This is a genomic window from Siminovitchia fordii DSM 16014 = CIP 108821, assembly GCF_000374565.1.
GTDB lineage: Bacteria > Bacillota > Bacilli > Bacillales > Bacillaceae_C > Siminovitchia > Siminovitchia fordii.
This window is the reverse complement of the sequence record NZ_KB894689.1, coordinates 42779-61924: the sequence shown is the minus strand read 5'-3', so window position 1 is coordinate 61924 and position 19146 is coordinate 42779. Positions and strand designations below refer to the sequence as shown.

Sequence of the window (19146 nt, the reverse complement as noted above, 5' to 3'; positions counted from 1 at the left end):
GAACGTTGATGGTCTCCAAATATAAAAGATAAAATCTGTTATCATTTCCTTACATCAATCATGAAAATCCAATCCGGAATGAACTTGCTTTACATAACCTGCGCGAATCACGAAATCTCCGAAATGTTCCCGCTCATCACGTTCTTTTGCATAGTGATGGATAATGGGCCTCAGTTCTTCCAGAATTTCTTTTTCTCCTATATTTTCGCGATAAAGCTTGTTTAGTCGATTTCCTGAGAATCCAGCCCCCAGGTAAAAATTATACTTTCCAGGTGCTTTTCCAATGAAGCCAATTTCCCCAAGAGCTGCACGCGAACAGCCATTAGGACATCCAGACATACGGATGACAATTTCTTCTTCCCTAAGGCCGGCTTCATCTAAAATTTCTTCGATTTTATCTAGCAAAGAAGGCAAATAACGTTCCGATTCAGCCATGGCAAGTCCGCATGTCGGAAGTGCAACACAGGCCATGGCATTTCTCCGCAATGCGGAGTACTGTTTCCCATCTGTTAATCCATACTTCTTGATTAACTCTTCGACTTGAGCTTTGTCCTTTTCCGCTATATTGCCGATCAACAAATTTTGGTTGGCTGTCAGTCTAAAATCCCCTTTATGGATTTTGGCTATTTCCAAAAGACCAGTCATCAGTTTATAGTTATCACGGTCCTTAATTCTTCCGTTTTCAATAAATAATGTAAAATGCCATTTGTTGTTAGTACCCTTTACCCAACCATACCTGTCTCCATTATGTGCAAATTCAAATGAGCGGGCAGGCTGAAGCTCCCAACCGAGGCGCTCATTAAGCTCATCAGTCAGCCACTCTAAACCTCTGGCATCTATTGTATACTTAAAACGGGCATTTTTTCTTACAGACCGATTTCCATAATCCCTTTGTATGGTAACGATTTTCTCAGCCACGTCCACTACCTGGTTCGGTAAGCAAAAACCGATAACCCGGCCCAATTGAGGGTAAGTGCTTGTGTCCCCATGGGTCATGCCCATTCCCCCGCCTGCAACGACATTAAAACCTTGTAATTGTCCATCCTGCAAAATGGCAATAAAACCCAAGTCTTGTGAAAATACATCTACATCGTTGGAAGGAGGCACCGCAACCCCGATTTTAAATTTTCGCGGCAAGTAAACAGGCCCATAAATAGGTTCAGTCTCTTTATCACTTTGAGAATCGCTCGCCACCTTTTCACCATCCAGCCAAATTTCATGATAAGCGCGGGTTTTTGGCGTAAGGTGTTCACTTATTTTTTTAGCCCATTCATATACCTCTCCATGTACATCTGATTGATATGGATTTGGATTACACATTACATTTCGATTCACATCCCCACAAGCAGCGAATGTATCCAATAGTGAATCGTTAATTTCCCTTATACTTTTCTTCATGTTCCATTTTAAAATACCATGCATTTGAAATGCTTGCCTTGTTGTTAACCGCAAGGTTCCATTTCCATACTTTTTGGCAATATGATGCATGCTTATATACTGATCTGAAGTGACGACACCACCGGGAGCCCTCACTCTAACCATAAATTGATAAGCAGGTTCCAACTTTTGCTTTTGCCGCTCATTGCGCACATCCCGATCATCCTGCATGTAACTGCCATGAAACTTCATCAATCGATTATCTTCATCCGGTATACCTGCAGTTAGCGGGGCTGCAATGGTTTCAGCTATTGTGCCGCGCAAATAATTGCTTTCTATTTTGATTTTCTCAACATCACTTGGTGGACCATCCTTAGATGGGACAAGCTTTGTTTTTGACATAATGAATCCGCTCTCCCTTCACTTTTATCGAATGCGCCTTGGCGTATTTCTGTCCTGATTTTATCGAGTTCTGCGCAATAAATTTCCTCTGAAAATATAGGGCATCCGCCGGAGACTTTAGCTTTATTCAGCCGGGTTTTGACCCCACTGATGGAATACCAATATCTTTTCATCTCACCCCTTACAGAAGTGGGAGATTTCTGCTGAACGAAGTTAAATTAATACACATCTCTTTGATAACGTTTTTCTTGCTGCATATCCGCTAGATAAGCTGATGCTGCTTCAGAGCTCATGCCGCCTTCTTTTTCAAGAATCTCAAGCAATGTCGAGTTTACATCCTTTGCCATATTTTTTTCATCTCCACAAACATAAACATGGGCTCCTTCTTCAAGCCAATTATATATTTCACGGCTCTTTTCAAGCATACGGTGTTGAACATACACTTTTTTCTCCGTATCCCGTGAAAAGGCGACATCCATATTGGTTAACACGCCATTTTTAAGCCATCTTTGCCATTCAACCTGATAAAGAAAGTCTGTAACAAAATGCTGATCTCCGAAGAAAAGCCACGACTTCCCTTTTGCTTCAATTTCCTCCCTTTCTTCAAGGAAAGACCTAAATGGTGCAACACCAGTACCTGGACCAATCATGATAATCGGAGTATCCGGATCCGAAGGGAGCCGGAAATTAGGATTTTTTTGTACATATATTGATAAAAACTCGCCATGTTTCCCCTTCTCTGCACAATGTACAGAGCAAACGCCGTTCCTCTTTCTCCCATTCGCTTCATAGCGGACAGTCCCTATTGTCAAATGGACTTCATCTGGATTGGATTGATAACTGCTCGCTATGGAGTATAGGCGCGCAGGCATTTTACGCAGTATTCCAACCAGTTCTACAGCTGAGATGTTCCAGGAAGAGAAATCACGGGCTAAATCCAATAAGTCTCTCCCTTTTAAGTAATCTCTGACATCTTCTTCTGATTCAATAAATGCTTGTAGTTTTTCATTAAATTTAGAAGCTTTTTCTAATAATGGTTTGGATAGAACCGTAATCTCGTAATGGTTCTTTAAGGCTTCTAATAAAGAACGGACCTCACCTTGATTATTGATTGGCACAGATTCATTTGGATCAAGCTGGAGTTCCTTTATGATCAGATGAACCAGTTCTTCATCATTTTCTGGATATATCCCAATACTGTCCCCGGGTTCGAACTGAAAATTAGAGCCTTCCAGAGATAATTCTAAATGGCGGGTTTCTTTATTAGAGCCACGGCCATTCAAATTGATATTCTCTAATATTTCCGCACGAAAAGGATTGGTTCTTGAATATTTTAGCTGCTCTGGAGTGGAGCTTGGCACCGCCGATACAAATGCCCCTTCACCGGCCGATTCGCCTGATGCAGCCTCAACCAATTTTTTCAGGCTTTGCGCGACATCTTCAAACCATTGCGCCGCTGGTTCATCATAATCCAAGTCACAGTCGACTCGGGGACTTAAACGTTTAGCCCCCAGCTCCTCTAATCGTTCATCCAATTGCTTTCCAGTCTGGCAGAAAAACTCATAGGAGCTATCACCCAAAGCAAGCACGGAGAAGTGTAAATCATTTAATTTTGGAGCCCGATGACTCTGAAGGAACTCATAGAAAGGCAGAGCAGTATCTGGCGGGTCTCCTTCACCATGTGTACTGACAATAATCAATAAAAGGGTGAGCTTCTTCAAATCTTTCACTTTGAACTCATTCATGGGTGTCAATGTGACTTGGTATTCCATATTTTTCAGCTTTTCTGATATTTCTTCAGCCAACCCTTGCGAATTACCTGTTTGAGAACCAAATAGAATTGTTAATTCTTTGGTGGCCTGTACCGTTCCAGATTTCTGCAAAGCAGTTGCAGAGGGATTTTGCAGGCCAGTGGCTGATACTGATGCTCGATTGTGATAGCCACTTAAATAGCCACTCAGCCATAATTGTTGACTTTCCGATAAAGATGGAAGGACACGGTTCAAAAGTTCCGCCTGTTTTTCAGTAAACGGACTATTCATGACTTGCAGTTGCAATCATTTTCACCTCTCATGGAAAAATTATTTCAATCTGATTTTTTCATTTTTGTCAATTTGGATTACTTGGCTATCTTGTATAATCAAAGTGATGGAACCGAATTGTATTATCTAGCAATGATTTCACTTTCGTTAGAGCAGCTTCATGTTTATACTTCCTTTCCCTCATTGTTAGACTTCATCCTTTCAAAAAATTTTCGTTGATTCCCTGCATTCTGATAATCTCTTTCTGCTATTTCTGTTAATAATTGCGTTCTCATTAGCGTGTTTTTCTCTTTGGAATAAACTAGTTTTCTAGCATCTTCAAGAAAATGAAGATAGTCACGATAGGATTCATCATAAACACCCGCAAGTTCATCCCGGATGTTTTTTGCCAATATCGGACTGGCCCCCTCTGTTCCTACGGCAATCGTCAGTTTACCCCTGGTGATTTTTGCAGGGACGTGAAAATTACTGATTCTTGAGTCATCCACAACATTTATCAGCTGATGGTCAGAAGCGAGCTGGGCTATTTCCCTATTAATTGATTTTTTATTGGTTGCTGCAATCACAATCAAGGCGTCCCTTAAGTCACTCTCCTCAAACTCCTTCTGTTTCCACCTAATTTGGCCTTTTTCCAATAAAATATGAAACTCGGAATAAATATCGGGGCTGATCATCGTGATCTCTGCGCCTGCTTTTAAAAGTCCTATTGCTTTCCTATAGGCTATTTTCCCTCCACCGACTATCAAAGCTTTCTTTCCGTGTAAATTAAGCATGACAGGATATGCTTCCATGCCTCAACCCACTCTTTCCGTTTCGATTGCTTCTTTAACACGTTCTGCAATGACCTCTTGAATATTCGGATGATCCCCTATACTGTCACACAGAATAATGGAATGGTTTGGATCAGACAGTCTCTTTATCTTTTTTTCCACCCCATTCTTTAACAGACCAGAAAATAATAAGTATGGAATCACAAATATTTGCTTCTTTGCAGAGTTCAATAATAGGTTGAGGGCCTCATCAACATGAGGACTTGCCCCGTAGAGAAAGGAAACTTCAACTTGTTGAAAGCTGTAATTCTTTTTTAATAGGTTTCCAATTCGGGTTAAATCCTGCTTGACTAAAGGGTCGCTGCTGCCCCGTCCAACTAGTAAAACAACGGCATCTGCATCTAACGCTGTCTTTTTTTCGATTATACGGTCATACAGGCTTTCAATTATTTTTGGGTGAACTCCAATTGTTGTACCGTATGTAAATCGGACATGGGGATATATCTGCTTTCCCACTTCAATTTTTTCAGGAATATCTTTCTTAGCGTGAACTGCAGTTAACAACAAAATAGGAATAATGGCAATGTGTGAAGCTCCCCGTTCTACACACTTTGATATACCTTCTGAGATACCGGGCTCAGCAAGCTCCAAAAAACAAATTTCTTGGATAGGGGCATCGACATTGAATTTGACCTTTTCAATAAACTCAATCGCTTCTGCAACACCTGCTTTTAACCGGCTCCCATGTGCTACATATAAGACTGCCTGCATAAGAGACCACCTGTTCAAATTACCGTCATATGACGATACTCCTGAGTTTGTTCAAACCATTGGATTTCATTACGCAATGTAACAACTTCACCGACGATAATCATACTGGGATTTTGAATTCTGGCGGCCTTGGCAACGTCAACAATCGTTGCAAGGGTTCCTGTAACCGTACGCTGCTCTTTTGTGGTACCCCAATAAACCAGAGCGACCGGAGTATCGCTCGACTTTCCATATTTCGTAAGCTGCTCACAAATATAAGGCAGATTCCCGACTCCCATATATATGGCTAGTGTATCTACACCTTCAGATAAATTTTTCCATTGAATGGAATCATCTTTCCCTGCTTTCACATGACCAGTCACAATCGCAAAACTTGAGCCCAGCTCCCGATGTGTCACAGGAATTCCTGCATAAGCAGGAGCGGCTATGCCTGATGTAATACCCGGAACAATTTCAAATGGTATGCCATTTGCCGCGAGTACTTGTGCTTCTTCGGCTCCTCTCCCAAATACGAAGGGATCTCCTCCTTTTAGCCTCGTAATGACTTTTCCTTTTTGGGCGTACTTTATTAATAAATCATGAATGATTTCTTGTTTATTTTGATGAAAACCTGGCATTTTACCGCAGAAAATCAATTCTGCCCCTGTTTTCGCATAGTGCAGCAGTTCCTTATTAATTAAACGGTCGTACAGGATCACATCCGCTGATTGAATACATTTCAAGCCTTTTACTGTTATTAGGTCCACATCACCGGGACCCGCTCCTACTATATAAACCTTTCCCAAATGTTCCACCTCTTTATTTAGGGTTATACTTTTACTTCTTCTTGCAATCCAGCAATCAATACCTCGACCACTTCCGGTCGACTGAATGTTTCCGGTAATGACTCACCGTTTCTAAGTTTTTCCCTTACTTTTGTTCCTGATAATATTTCATGATGCTTTGAATCATGCGGACATGTTTTATGTGTCGCCATGCCGCTGCACTTATGGCAATAAAAGCTATGTTCAAAGAATAATAAAGTAATACCCAGTTCCTCTGACGTAAAATTGCTGAAAATCTTTTGGGCATCATAAGTCCCGTAGTAATTTCCCACCCCCGCATGATCGCGTCCAACAATAAAATGGGTACACCCGAAATTTTTCCTAACCATGGCGTGAAAAACAGCCTCTCGGGGCCCTGCATATCTCATGGCCGCTGTAAAAACGCCTAAGAATACATGATCTTTTGAATAATATTTATTTAATAGAATTTCATAGCTTTTCAATCGTACATCTGCTGGAATATCGTCCTGCTTTGTTTCACCGACCAATGGATTTAAAAACAGTCCATCCACAATTTCCAACGCAGATTTTTGAATGTACTCATGCGCCCGATGCACAGGGTTTCTCGTTTGAAAACCGACAACAGTATTCCAACCCAATTTTTTGAATTCCTCTCGTGTCTCAAGAGGGTCGAATATATATGCTGAAAATTGGCTGGGCGGTGTACGGCGGATCAAAGTTATTCTTCCACCGACATACACATTTGGCCGTTCAAACAGCTTTTTTACTCCTGGATGTTCAAGATCATCTGTCAAATATACAAGCCTTGCCTCTCTTTCCTTGCTTGGTGTAAAAATATCTGCAATCTCCAACACACCATAAACCAAGTGGTCTTTGACAAGCTTCACTGTCTCCCCTATAGAAAGAATTCGTGCCTTTTCCTCTGTAACCGGCAAAGTAATTGGAATTGTCCATGGCTCTCCTGTAGATAACCTCATATTTTCCAATACGGAATTATAATCCTCTTCAGTTAAAAATCCTGTTAAAGGACTGTAGGCACCTGTACCAATCAGTTCTAAATCACTTAAGGATATTTCATCTAATTCAATCTCTTTTTGAAAGGATTCCCCTTGATAATCTGGATTCCAGCGATTAACTAATGCCCCTCCATGCGGTTGACTTAGTCCCATCTGTATCTCCTCCTCATCACTATTTATTCATTTGTGTCCTTTGATGCAAACCACATTCTGTCTTCTCTTTGTTTGCCCAACGCCCGGACCTGGAACCTGTCGACATATCCCCTCGTAATGTACAGGGTTGGCAGCCGATACTTGGATAGCCTTGGTCATGAAGCAGATTGTACTTTAGCTGATGTTTTTCAACGTAATCCCAGATGTCCTTCCAGGTCCAATGAATAAGGGGACAAACTTTTACAGAACGAAAATTTTCATCTTTATTAATGAAGTTCGTGTTTTGCCTTGTTACCGATTGTTCCCGCCTTAATCCCGAAATCCACGCAGTTGCATCAGACAATGTTTCTTGCAGCGGCAATACCTTCCTAATATGACAGCATTGGTCTGGTCGTGTCTCCCAGAGTTTTTCACCATATTTGTCAGCTTGTTCTTCCAATGTCATTTCTGGATTTTTCATTTCAATATCTAATAAGGGATACATCTTTTTCACCGAACTAATTAAGTCATAAGTTTCTTGAAAATGCAGCCCTGTATCAAGAAATATTATCTTTGCCGTCGGGTTGACGCTGGATATTAAATCAATCAGGACTACACCTTCTACACCAAAGCTACAGGCATATACCAGCTCTTCTTCATACATTTCAAAAGCCCATTCCAATACATCCAGAGCACCCTTGTATGCATCATCAACAATAAAATTAGGACTGGGGTCCGCCCATGATTCATATGTTATCTTCATTACTTTTCCCCCTTTACACATTAATTTGATAATACATATACATTAACTATGATTTTATGCTGGAAGGATCCGTTTTTTCTGGTCTTTATAGATAATCGTTTTGCTTAAGATAATCAACTATTGTCTCAACTGATTCTTCTATGCTCAACACATCTGTATCGATTGTGACCTCTGGCTGAAGCGGAGCATCATACGGTGCATCAACCCCTGTAAACCCTTTAATTTCACCAGTACGCGCTTTTCTGTACAGTCCTTTCGGATCGCGTTTTTCACAGGTTTCCAGACTGGCTTTTACATAAATCTCTATAAACTCTTCTGTTTCTACAAGCTCACGGACAAGCGCGCGGTCGTTGCGATATGGAGAAATAAAAGCTGTTAGTACAAACAATCCGGCATCTACCATTAATTTGGATACCTCACCTATTCTCCGGATGTTTTCCGTCCGATCCTCCGGACTAAATCCCAAATCTTTATTTAGCCCATGCCGAATATTGTCTCCATCCAATCTATACGTATGAACACCATTGATATATAATTCTTTTTCCAAAGCCGATGATAGAGTAGACTTTCCGGATCCTGATAATCCTGTAAACCAGAGAACGGCACTTTTATGCTGTTTTAATTCTCGTCTATCCTGCTTTGAAACTTCAGATTCATGCCACACTAGATTAGTAGCTTTTGTCATCTTCAAAACCCTCCTAAAACCATACAAAATAAATAACAGTTATGGATGTTATCATTACAAGAAAACTTAAAGGGACTCCTATTTTAATATAATCTTTAAATTTATATCCGCCCGGCCCGTAGACAATTAAGTTTGTCTGGTAACCTATTGGCGTAATAAAACTTGCTGAAGCGGCAATTGCAACCAGAACCGCAAAACCAATTGGATCTAGATGCAAAGAATCCGCAACCTCGAGACCAATCGGCAGCATTAACGCTGCTGCGGCACTATTTGTAATTAACTCGGTGAAAATATTTGTCAGTATATACATAATGACCAAAACGGCTATAAATCCGATGGGTGCGGATACTGCCATTAAAGCATCAGCTATCCATTGTGCAAGGCCTGTTTTTGTCATGGCTGTGCCTATACCGAGGGAACACGCGATAATAAGCAGAACATGAAATTGTACATATCCCTTGATCTCCTCTGCGGAAATCATTCCTGATATCAGGAGTATAATAACCGCCAGGGCCATTGCCTTCAGCATTGACAATACGCCAACCGCTACAAGAATAATCATCACCAATAGAATGGCAATAGAACATAAACCTTGGAAATTGTTTTTATTTAAAAGCTTTGGAGTTTCCAGTCGGGAAACGACGTAGAAATCATCGGATTGTTTATATTTTTGAATAAAATCTTCTCCCGCCAGCAATAAAAGTGTATCTCCGGGTTTTAAAACAATGTCGCCCACCTTACTTTGTATTTTTTCATTTTTTCTATGAACAGCAATCACACCGGCATCGTAACGGGAACGAAATTGTGACTGCTTGATGGATTTTGATAATAAAGAAGAGTGATGGGAAACAACAGCTTCAACTAAAAATGTATTGCCATTTTTCAGATCATCCAGCTCTACATTTGTTCCTGTTTCTAATGTTAGTCCAACAATATTTTGTAATTCGGCTATCGTTGAGATCTGTCCTGTAAAAATTAATCTGTCGCCAGCCTGGATAATGGTCGAGTTTCGCACAGGAGAGACCCTGCCATTCCTCCTGATAATTTCAATTAAGTACAAACCGTTCAGATCTCGTAATCCAGCTTTTTCAACACTATGATTGATATATTGAAAAGATTTCTCCACTTGCAATTCAGCGATGTACTCTTTGACATCCTCTTTTACTCGCTGACTGAAACCTTTATGATCCGGCAATAGTCTATTTCCAATTGTTAATAAGTAAAGTATTCCTACAACCGTTACAGGTACCCCAACAACGGTGATCGTAAATAAAGAAAAACCTTCAAAGCCATAATCCAGCAGCATACCATGGACGACTATATTCGTTGAAGTTCCCATCAATGTAATCGTTCCGCCCAAAATGGTCACATAAGATAATGGAATTAAGAATTTGGACGGTGCAATACCGCGCTTTTCACACCAGTTTTTTATGATAGGAGTAAATGCAACGACGATCGGAGTGTTATTGAGAAAAGCGGATAATCCGGCGATCGGTACGAAAAAGCGTATTTTTGATTCTTGCTCTGTCTTGCTTTTCTCAAGCCACTTCTCAATGACCCCATCTATCATCCCGCTCTCCTGTACAGCGCCCGCTACAATAAATAAGAGTGCGACAATCAGCATACCCTCATTGGAAAAACCGCTTAGCGCTTCCTCAGGTGTAATAATTCCAAGTAGCATTAAAATCGCAAGTACCAGAAAAATAATTAATCCCGGTTTTGCTATTTCTAAAAGCAACCCCAATAGCATCATCACAATCAGTACCAAAACAATGATCATTTCCAGATTGATTATGATCACCTCCAGATAAAGTCTTCAGTTACAAGAAATGATGAAAACCAGATCTTGAAGAAGGAAAAAAACCACTGCCCGGTGCCAACAAATCCAAATAACCCAAAGCTTCCGGGGTTTATGCAGTGATGCATGGGAATTAACTGTTATCACCTCACAGGCGATTTTTATAAAATGGTTCATTCTTCCCAAATCATCATACGTCCCGTGCAACAAGAGTTGCGCGTCCACGCCCAAAAAATAGCTAAGAATCCTTCCTTACTTACAAAATAAAAAGGACTTCCCACAAGGAGAAGACCCCATAAAGCTCAGGATTCTTCTCATCTTTCAAGTTGGGTACAACTTGTAGGATTTAGCACCTTTCCGCTTTGATACGGTGGTTGCTGAGGTGTCATAGGGCCATTCCCTCAACCTCTCTTGATAAGAAAAAACTGCATATGCAATTTAATAAAGACTGTCCAAAGCAAATAAAAACCGGAGACACAATCCCTTTTAAAAGGTTGTATCTCCGGTTAACCGGTCAATACTGATTATTCCGCTTTGTTAAGTTATACAGTATTATACGTACTCACTTTATAACTGTCAACTCTTACTTTTAAAAATTTTCCTTCAATAACCCACTTCAATATCATGGGTTTAGTTACAAGAAAAAGCAGACAATTGGCTTTTTGAAAAGCGAGCCCCCAGTTGAAATTTCCCGCTGGAAGAGAAACATCTCTTCTATTTTTGGGAGGTATGAGAATGGACAACACTTCATTCTTCTTTTTATCCAGTTTATTTGAATTTGCTATAGAAAAAGCTCCGATTTTTTTATAAGCATATAATGATGCACAGGCCCCTCTTCACTTCTTTCAAGAGAAACTGCCGCATAACCCTTTTGGAACAGCTCCTGAAATACAGCTCTGGTTTTCAATCTCCAATCCAGTGCAAGTTCCATATCATCCTGCTTAATTGTTTGGAATGCTGCAGGAACTGGGACCATTATTTGTTTCACATTAGGGATTTTACCATTAATATCAAGGGTCGGACCGCTTGCAGCCTCTTTCCATGGGATATAAAAGATATCGTCCTCAATAGGAGTTTGAAGCTGTTCATTCACATGCCTGCTTTTTACCCACCACTCCACTTTAAAGCGGTCCGTCGGTAAGCCTGCATTCAGTCCGTCATCGAATTCTCCGTAGCAATTTTCAATATATGTACTGCATACCGCACGGAGTTTCGACAGATTCAAATAACCATTTCGTGTCTCCAGCGGATCATATGTCCATGTCAGCATATCGTACCCTATTCGGACCGCTTCCGTCTTTTGTCTGTTTTTTAAAGAAGCACCGATCCCTCTGTCACGGTATTCGGGATGGATTCCCATATTGTGTGAACATAGATAGACCTTACCATCCTTGAATCCTGCAAAACTATAGCTAAACCCAACAAGCTGATCATCACAATATGCACCAATCGCAAGGCCTCCGTTCCGAATGGCCGTAATTGTCTGGTGGACAGGGATTCCGCCTTCCCCCTGCCAAATGAATTCTTCAAGCTGATACATTTGTCTCATTTCTTCATTACTGTTCAGAACGCGAATATCAATGGTTGATGTCATTGTGCAGCCCTCTTTCTGTCAAAATTTCTTTATGGCTGCCATCATTATATCAGCTTTTATTCTATCCCGTACAACTATCGTTGTGATACAAGCTCCCGCAGTTTGACCTTCATGATCTTGCCACTAGCCGTTTTAGGAAGTTCTTCCATAAAAGTCACGATTGTAGGACATTTGAAATGCGCCAAGCCTTCTCTGGTAAAGTCTATGATTTCCTGTCCAGTTACCTCATGTCCATCTCGCACCACAACGATGGCATGTGGAGTCTCTCCCCATTTTTCATGTGGTGCAGCGATAACCGCCACTTCTTTCACTGCTGGATGGTCGTATATGACATTTTCCACTTCGATGGTAGAAATATTTTCTCCCCCGCTGATGATGATATCTTTTTTACGATCAACAATTTGGATACGGTGATGTTCATCCATCGTCCCCATGTCTCCCGTATGAAGCCAGCCATTGATGATCGTTGCATTTGTCGCTGCTTCATCTTTCCAATATCCTTTCATGACACCGGGGCCCCTTACAATCACTTCTCCGATTTCTTTGCCGTTTTTTGCAACATCATTTCCACATCCATCTACCACTCGAACTTGAGTTCCAATCATCTCCAAGCCAGCTTTGACTTTAAGTTCATAATACTCACCATTGGAAGCGCATTCATTTTCAGATGAAATATAGGACGCAAGACTCAATGGCGACGTTTCCGTCATTCCATATACCTGATAGAATTCCCAGCCGATTTCTTCTTCCAACTTCCTTATGAATGCCTTAGGCGGTGCAGAACCTGCTACAACGATCCGGACATTTTGATTGATTTGCGGATTTACATTCTTATATTGGTCCATGATGGATTGTAGTACAGTTGGCGCCATATGCATCACCGTTACACCATATTTTTCAACCTTTTCTAGGATCTCCTTCGGATTAATCGTTTTTTGCATAATCTGGGTCGCGCCATTCGCCGTATAATAAAAAGGCGATCCCCAACCGTTCACATGGAACATTGGTAAAATATGCATTAAAACATCACGGTCATTAACCCGCAAATGATGCATGGTGGATAAAGCGTGCAAATAATTGTTGCGATGTGTCAACATGACCCCTTTTGGATTTCCGGTTGTACCACTTGTATACAATAATGTGCTGACATCTTCTTCATGCAAGTCCACACGTGGGAAGTCAGTCTCCGGAAAGGAAGAATGCCAGCGATCATATGCAATGAGCCTGCCCTTGTCCTTTTGTAAACCATGAACAATGATTGTCTCAACAGTTTCAAGCTGATTGCGGATGGGTTCAATTAGATGCAACAGTTCTTGGTCCACAAAAATCACCTTGCTTTCACTGTGGTTTAAAATATAAACGTAATCCTTCGGTTTCAGTCGCGTATTCAATGAAACCATGATGCCCCCAACCTGAAAAACTCCATAAAACCCTTCGTACATTTCCAGCGTATTTGGAGCTAAATAAGCGATACGTTCTCCTTTCTCCACCCCAAGCGAAGCCAGTCCAAAAGAAAGGCTGTTAACCCGCCTATTTACATCTTCATAGGTGTAATGCTTGCCAAGTTCATCAATAATAGCTGGTTTTCTCCCATATAAATGGACTGCCCGATCCAAAAATTGCGTCAATAAAAGAGACATCTTTAAATCCCCCTTCCTGCAAATTTGTGAATAATCAAAATTATACCACAAATTGTACAAATTGTGAGAATTGCATCTCTATGCTTCCTCTTTTTTACAAATGCTTTATAATAAGAAAAAATTGTAATCACAAAGGAGCTGGCGACTTGAAAATCCTTGTTGTCGACGATGATCCTCATATTTTGGAGCTTGTGAACATTCAATTGACGCGATCAGGATATAGGGTCCGAAAAGCAGCGAATGGTTATGAAGCCCTTGAATTTTTAAAAGATGAGATTCCAGACCTAGCAGTTGTTGATGTCATGATGCCAGGAATCGACGGCTATACACTGACGAAAAAATTAAGGGCGGAAGAGGATATTCCTGTCCTTCTCCTGACTGCAAAAGGAGAACTGGAGGACAAGGAGAAAGGCTTTCTGGCAGGGTCGGATGATTATCTTGTCAAGCCATTTCAACCGAAAGAACTGCTTTTTAGAATCAACGCCATTTTGAGAAGATATGACAAAACGGTCGATATTTTGATCGAGGTGGGCCCCCTCACTATTAACAGGCAGAGCTACGAAGTGTCTTCCGGAAAAAAAGTGGTCCTGCTGCCCTTGAAAGAATTTGAATTGCTGTCTCTTCTTGCCTCTCGTCCAAACCAGGTATTTACGCGCGAAATATTGCTTGAACGTGTCTGGGGCTATGATTATGAAGGTGACGAGCAAACTTTGAATGTACATATCAAAAGACTTCGCGATAAACTGAGAAAATTGGCGGATAATGTCGTGATTACTACAGTACGGGGAGTCGGATATAAACTAGAGGTACTGCAAAAATGAAATCTCTTTATGGCAAATTCGTTGTCTTTACACTCGGAACGATGATCATGAGCGCTCTCGTCGCTTTTCTAGCTGTCAACACATTTTATCACCAGCTTTTAAAAGGAAAAAATGATGAAAAAAATATGGAAATTGCTTTATCATTGGCTTCCTTCATTGAGTCTGAAAAAAATCTGGATTTGAACGAATTTCTCCAAACCCAATCTGCAACAGGTTATAAAATTTATGTTGTAAACAAGAAGAAAGAAACGATTCAATATGGAGCGCCTTTTCGCGTTAACAACCTTTCTCAGGAAGCCGTCAGCCAGGTCTTGAATGGGCGTGTATATCACGGAATGAGGGATTTTCCGACCGAAACATTTGTCACTGGTTTCTTCTCGGACGAGCTGGCAAATACGGTTGGAGTGCCTTTCAGCTATAATGGAGCTGACTATGCCCTTTTCCTTCGTCCCGACATCAAATTTCTTTTTACAGAGGTACATTATTTGCTGGGCGGAATGGTCATCGTCATGGCAATCATCAGTGTACTGGTCATGTTAATCGTAGCCAAAAAGCTCATAGATCCGATTACAAAATTAACCGAAGCTGCCAAAAAAGTGGGTGAGGAGCAATTTTCCCCTGAGTTGGATATTAATCGGCGGGATGAAATCGGGCAACTCGCCAAAAGTTTTCAACACATGACGGTGCGATTGAGTGAGAACGACCGAATCCGCAAAGAATTCATCAGCGATGTATCACATGACTTCCAGTCTCCGCTTTTAAATATAAAAGGATATGCTGAGCTGTTAATGGACAGTAGCGTTCCAGAGGTGGAGAGGAAAAATTATGCTAAAGTGATCCAGTCGGAAACGGAACGGCTTTCTTCGTTGACAAAACAGCTCATGCTTCTCACTTCGCTGGATCAGCTTGCCTCCCCGCTCCGAAAGGAAGCCTTTAGGCTTGATAAGCAAATCAAGGAAGTTACCTTGAGGTACAGATGGCTTATGGAGGAAAAAGGAATTTCTTTGTCCATGTATTTAGACGAAGCAAAATTCCTTGGTGATCCGTCTTTCCTTGAAAAAGTGTGGGAAAACCTTTTATCCAATGCTTTAAAATATACCGAGGCAGGCGGCACTATAGACATTTCACTGACTAACCGGAAAGATCAACTGGCCGTTTCCTTTTGTGACAGCGGCATTGGAATAGATGAGGAACATTTGGAGCGGATCTTTGACCGCTTTTACCGGGTGGATGAATCAAGGACTAAAGAAATTCCTGGAACAGGACTTGGACTTCCTATCGTACAGCAAATCGTCCAACTGCACGGCGGTACCATTCATGCCCAAAGAAATTTGGATCAAGGCATGACATTTGCAGTGAATTTGCCCAAGGCATGATGATTAATCTAAAAGCTTGCAGGGAAAAGATTTCCCTGCAACTTTGACTTTATTTTTTTGCATAAGACCAAAACCAATCCCCGTAGGGTCAACTAAATAGGCAAGAAAAAAATTATCAAATTCCATTTTATCTCTAACCACCGTTGGACCATTGTCTATTGCTTTGGAGATGGCAGCCTCTATTAAATCAACCTCTATTTGAATGCGTGTCCCATGTGGATAATCATGGGGCCCTTTACTTATCCCGCCTACGATTCCGGTCTCTCTATTACCACCGCCCGCTGTAACTGTCCAATAATCCTATTTTGGCTCAGAAACTTCCCATCCAAAGACAGTTGAATAAAATTTTGCAGCTTTTTCCGGTTCCTGACTGTTTAATTCAAACCCGACAACCTTTCCCACTTTTTCCCCTCCTCTTTTAAACAGCTAAAATATTCCTTATGAAATCATTCTCTATTTCCTATAAAATCCTGTATATTGAGTTTGACATCTTACCAGGGATGATTTTTATCAACTGTCCTGATCCCTGCTTTCATTAAGAAGATAGCAAAAAACAGTTTGTAACCTTCCGTTCATCTTGCGTTCATGTTGCATTATTAAGATAGGCATATAACATGAACAAAGCAGGAGGAATCTACGATGTCACAAGAAAGATGGAGTATCCGTTTCATTCGAATTGCATCGATTTTCGGTTTAATAGGAACAGTCTTGGGTTCGCATATGGCGGGTGCAGGATCTTATGCATTCCGCCCGGTTCACGCGCATATTCTCTTGGTAGGCTGGTTATCGATGTTTGCATGGGGAGCTTTTTACAGGATATTCAAAGTGCGGGCAAAAAAATTGGTCACATTCCACGGTTGGACGGCCATAACCGGTTCGATCGGTTTGACAGCTGGTATGTGGTTTCAATTCATCCAGCCGTTCGGAGTGAATAAAAGTTTTTCTCTGATTTTTTATATCGTCGGCGGGTCCATTCTTCTGATCAGCTTTGCCCTATTTATTTTTGTGACCTTCCTTATTGAGAAAGAGGGGAAACAATAATGTCTGATGGATTATTAAAAGGAAATCGTCTCTGGTGGTTTTCACTTATTATATGGGTGGCTTTGGCTGGCATATTGTCAAGCTTTGCACCCGGTGCCAAGGATTTTGTGTCTGGGAATAAAAATGCAGGTCTCCCCCCGGATGCCGAATCTATCATCGCCGACCACCAGTTGGAAAAGTATTTCCCTGATGACGGTGGACTGCCGCTGTTTGCTGTTTTTTCCAAAGAAAGCGGCCTGTCGGATGATGAGATATTAATGTTTGCCCAGCAGGCCGAGGATCTGAAGGTGGATAAAAAATACGGAGACATCGAGATAATTCCATTATCCAACATGCCCCCGGAAGTCAGAAATTCGTTTCTCTCTGAAAATAAGAGGACATTCTTCCTTCCCATCACGCTGCCTGAGAACCTTGAGAGCAAGGATTTACATGGAGCAGTAGATCAAATCAAAAAGCAGATTACCGTAGATGATGATGTAAAGGTATCTTGGACAGGACCGGCTGGCATTGCAGCAGACGCAGTTGAACTGTTCAGCCGTGCAGATATTGTCCTATTGCTGTCAACTGTCGGATTGATTTTGGTATTGCTGCTATTCATCTACCGTTCGCCGCTGTTGACTCTAATTCCGCTTATTGGTGCCGCCATTGTTTACACGGTTGTAGACAAAGTGATCGGGCTAGCTACGAAGGCTGAATTGTTTACTATTGACAGTCAGGCTGTTTCAATCATGACTATCCTTTTATTTGCGGTAGTAACCGATTATTCGCTGCTCATATTCTCCCGTTATCGCGAGGAACTCCGTACCCATGAACAAAAAGATTCGGCTATGCGCGAAACAATGCGCCATGTAAAAGAGCCTATCTTTTTCAGCGGAAGTACGATTGTTCTTGGGGTAGCCACTTTGTTTTTCGCTTTATATGAGCCTTATCGGAATTTTGCTCCCGCGTTTGCGATTGCAGCAGCCTTCATGCTGATCGCAGGGTTGACTCTCTTGCCGGCCTTATTCGCATTGACAGGCAGAAAAGCCTTTTGGCCGGTCATTCCAAAGTATGGGGATGAAAAAGCTGAGAAGAAAACAATTTGGGGGAAAATTGCCAACAAGGTGACCAAACGTCCGGTTGCGTTTCTCATCCCGATCACTCTTCTTTTGGCACTTGCGGCATGGAATATGACGAAAATAGAAGAGTCATATGATTTAATTGCCTCCTTCCCTGAAGACTTGTCTTCACGGATTGGCTATGAGCAACTCGGGAAAGATTTTTCTGAGGGAAGTTTGGCACCGGGAACTCTGCTTTTTGTATCTGATCAAAAGCTTGACATGCAGGGTTTGCAGTCTGCGATTAAGAATCTTGAGAACATCAAAGGTGTTGACCAGGTGACTGCGCAAGGCCACCCGTTGTCTGAAGACGGAAAAAGCGCCAAACTTTCATTGATTTTCAAAGGAAATCCATATGAATCTGAAGCGCTGGATACTGTTAACACTATTCGCGGAAAAAGCAATGAAATTTTAAAAGACGCTGGTTTGACGGACACTGAGCTGTTCGTTGCAGGTGAAAGTGCAAAAAATGCTGATCTCAGAGACATCAATAAACGTGACACCCTCGTGGTCATGGTATTGATGATCGTCCTGATCTCCATCATGTTGGGACTGCAAACCCGTTCCGTTGTCGCACCTATCTATATGATGGGGACCATCCTGCTCTCTTACGCAGCAACAATTGGCCTATCACTATTGCTGTTTAAAATCTTCCTGGGCCTGGATTCCATCAGCTATCGAATTCCGCTGTACGCTTTAGTGTTCCTCATCGCACTTGGCGTGGATTATTCGATCATGCTAATTGCAAGGATACGCGAAGAAATGAGATTAATACCGTTTGCTGATGCTGTCAGAAGAGGCGTCGATCGAACAGGCGGTGTCATCAGTTCCGCAGGATTGATTTTGGCTGCAACCTTCCTTGTCCTGGCAACGATGCCTATCTATGAATTAAAATTGTTCGGTTTCATCATGGCTTTGGGGATTTTGATCGATACATTTATTGTTCGTCCGCTCCTCATACCAGCTATTTTGATGCTCCTTGGCAAATGGAGCTTTTGGCCGAAACGAACAGTCAAAAGTAAAGAAGCTACTTAAA

18 protein-coding genes and 1 riboswitch are annotated in these 19146 nt (G+C 41.5%); of the genes, 4 read left to right on the top strand and 14 right to left on the bottom strand.

Annotated features, from left to right (window positions below; translation table 11 throughout):
• Positions 1-54: 54 nt before the first annotated feature.
• The 12 genes from cysI to C509_RS0109010 form a co-directional block, all read right to left on the bottom strand.
• Positions 55-1779 carry an assimilatory sulfite reductase (NADPH) hemoprotein subunit gene (gene cysI, locus C509_RS0109065; RefSeq protein ID WP_018706611.1) on the bottom strand — a complete coding sequence of 575 codons (1725 nt, stop codon included), beginning with the start codon at positions 1777-1779 and terminating at the stop codon, positions 55-57.
• A gap of 218 nt (positions 1780-1997) precedes the next feature.
• Entirely contained in the window at positions 1998-3836 is a 1839-nt protein-coding gene (locus tag C509_RS0109060) for an assimilatory sulfite reductase (NADPH) flavoprotein subunit (RefSeq protein ID WP_018706610.1), read from the bottom strand.
• A gap of 24 nt (positions 3837-3860) precedes the next feature.
• Complete coding sequence (locus tag C509_RS27480) at positions 3861-3923, bottom strand: DUF2292 domain-containing protein (protein ID WP_425423160.1); 63 nt, start codon at positions 3921-3923, stop codon at positions 3861-3863.
• 62 nt (positions 3924-3985) lie between these two features.
• Positions 3986-4612, bottom strand: coding sequence for an NAD(P)-binding protein (locus C509_RS0109055; RefSeq protein WP_018706609.1), 627 nt, complete (start codon positions 4610-4612; stop codon positions 3986-3988).
• 3 nt (positions 4613-4615) lie between these two features.
• Positions 4616-5362, bottom strand: coding sequence for a sirohydrochlorin chelatase (locus tag C509_RS0109050; RefSeq protein ID WP_018706608.1), 747 nt, complete (start codon positions 5360-5362; stop codon positions 4616-4618).
• A gap of 14 nt (positions 5363-5376) precedes the next feature.
• The gene (gene cobA, locus C509_RS0109045; RefSeq protein WP_018706607.1) at positions 5377-6147 is read right to left on the bottom strand and encodes a uroporphyrinogen-III C-methyltransferase; all 771 of its coding nucleotides are present in this window, start codon (positions 6145-6147) and stop codon (positions 5377-5379) included.
• A gap of 23 nt (positions 6148-6170) precedes the next feature.
• Positions 6171-7316 (bottom strand): sulfate adenylyltransferase, encoded by a 1146-nt coding sequence (gene sat / locus C509_RS0109040; protein ID WP_018706606.1) that lies wholly within the window; start codon positions 7314-7316, stop codon positions 6171-6173.
• A 19-nt stretch (positions 7317-7335) separates the two neighbouring features.
• Positions 7336-8058, bottom strand: coding sequence for a phosphoadenylyl-sulfate reductase (locus tag C509_RS0109035; RefSeq protein ID WP_018706605.1), 723 nt, complete (start codon positions 8056-8058; stop codon positions 7336-7338).
• An 85-nt stretch (positions 8059-8143) separates the two neighbouring features.
• Positions 8144-8743 carry an adenylyl-sulfate kinase gene (cysC, locus tag C509_RS0109030; protein WP_018706604.1) on the bottom strand — a complete coding sequence of 200 codons (600 nt, stop codon included), beginning with the start codon at positions 8741-8743 and terminating at the stop codon, positions 8144-8146.
• Positions 8744-8756: 13 nt separating this feature from the next.
• Entirely contained in the window at positions 8757-10523 is a 1767-nt protein-coding gene (locus C509_RS0109025) for an SLC13 family permease (RefSeq protein WP_018706603.1), read from the bottom strand.
• A gap of 329 nt (positions 10524-10852) precedes the next feature.
• A riboswitch (SAM riboswitch) is annotated at positions 10853-10962 on the bottom strand.
• 360 nt (positions 10963-11322) lie between these two features.
• On the bottom strand, positions 11323-12135 hold the full coding sequence (locus C509_RS0109015; RefSeq protein ID WP_018706601.1) for a hypothetical protein: 813 nt from the start codon (positions 12133-12135) through the stop codon (positions 11323-11325).
• A gap of 74 nt (positions 12136-12209) precedes the next feature.
• Positions 12210-13775, bottom strand: a complete 1566-nt coding sequence (locus C509_RS0109010; RefSeq protein WP_018706600.1) for a long-chain-fatty-acid--CoA ligase — start codon at positions 13773-13775, stop codon at positions 12210-12212.
• Between the two features lie 146 nt (positions 13776-13921).
• Between C509_RS0109010 and C509_RS0109005 the strand changes: the two genes are divergently transcribed.
• Positions 13922-14596: a response regulator transcription factor gene (locus C509_RS0109005; RefSeq protein ID WP_018706599.1), complete on the top strand. Its 675-nt coding sequence runs from the start codon at positions 13922-13924 to the stop codon at positions 14594-14596.
• Entirely contained in the window at positions 14593-15972 is a 1380-nt protein-coding gene (locus C509_RS0109000; RefSeq protein ID WP_018706598.1) for a sensor histidine kinase, read from the top strand. Before C509_RS0109005 ends, C509_RS0109000 begins: the two co-directional genes overlap by 4 nt.
• A 3-nt stretch (positions 15973-15975) precedes the next feature.
• On the opposite strand, the gene C509_RS27340 is transcribed toward C509_RS0109000, so the two are convergent.
• Together C509_RS27340 and C509_RS27475 are read right to left on the bottom strand one after the other, a co-directional pair.
• A complete protein-coding gene (locus C509_RS27340) occupies positions 15976-16113 on the bottom strand; it encodes a hypothetical protein (RefSeq protein ID WP_342664517.1) in 138 nt (45 codons plus the stop codon).
• Positions 16114-16272: 159 nt separating this feature from the next.
• Entirely contained in the window at positions 16273-16374 is a 102-nt protein-coding gene (locus C509_RS27475; RefSeq protein ID WP_018706596.1) for a VOC family protein, read from the bottom strand.
• Positions 16375-16611: 237 nt separating this feature from the next.
• On the opposite strand from C509_RS27475, the gene C509_RS0108985 reads away from it, so the two are divergent.
• On the top strand, positions 16612-17013 hold the full coding sequence (locus C509_RS0108985; protein ID WP_018706595.1) for a hypothetical protein: 402 nt from the start codon (positions 16612-16614) through the stop codon (positions 17011-17013).
• Positions 17013-19145 (top strand): MMPL family transporter, encoded by a 2133-nt coding sequence (locus C509_RS0108980; RefSeq protein ID WP_018706594.1) that lies wholly within the window; start codon positions 17013-17015, stop codon positions 19143-19145. The genes C509_RS0108985 and C509_RS0108980 overlap by 1 nt, the downstream gene beginning before the upstream one ends.
• Position 19146: the final 1 nt, after the last annotated feature.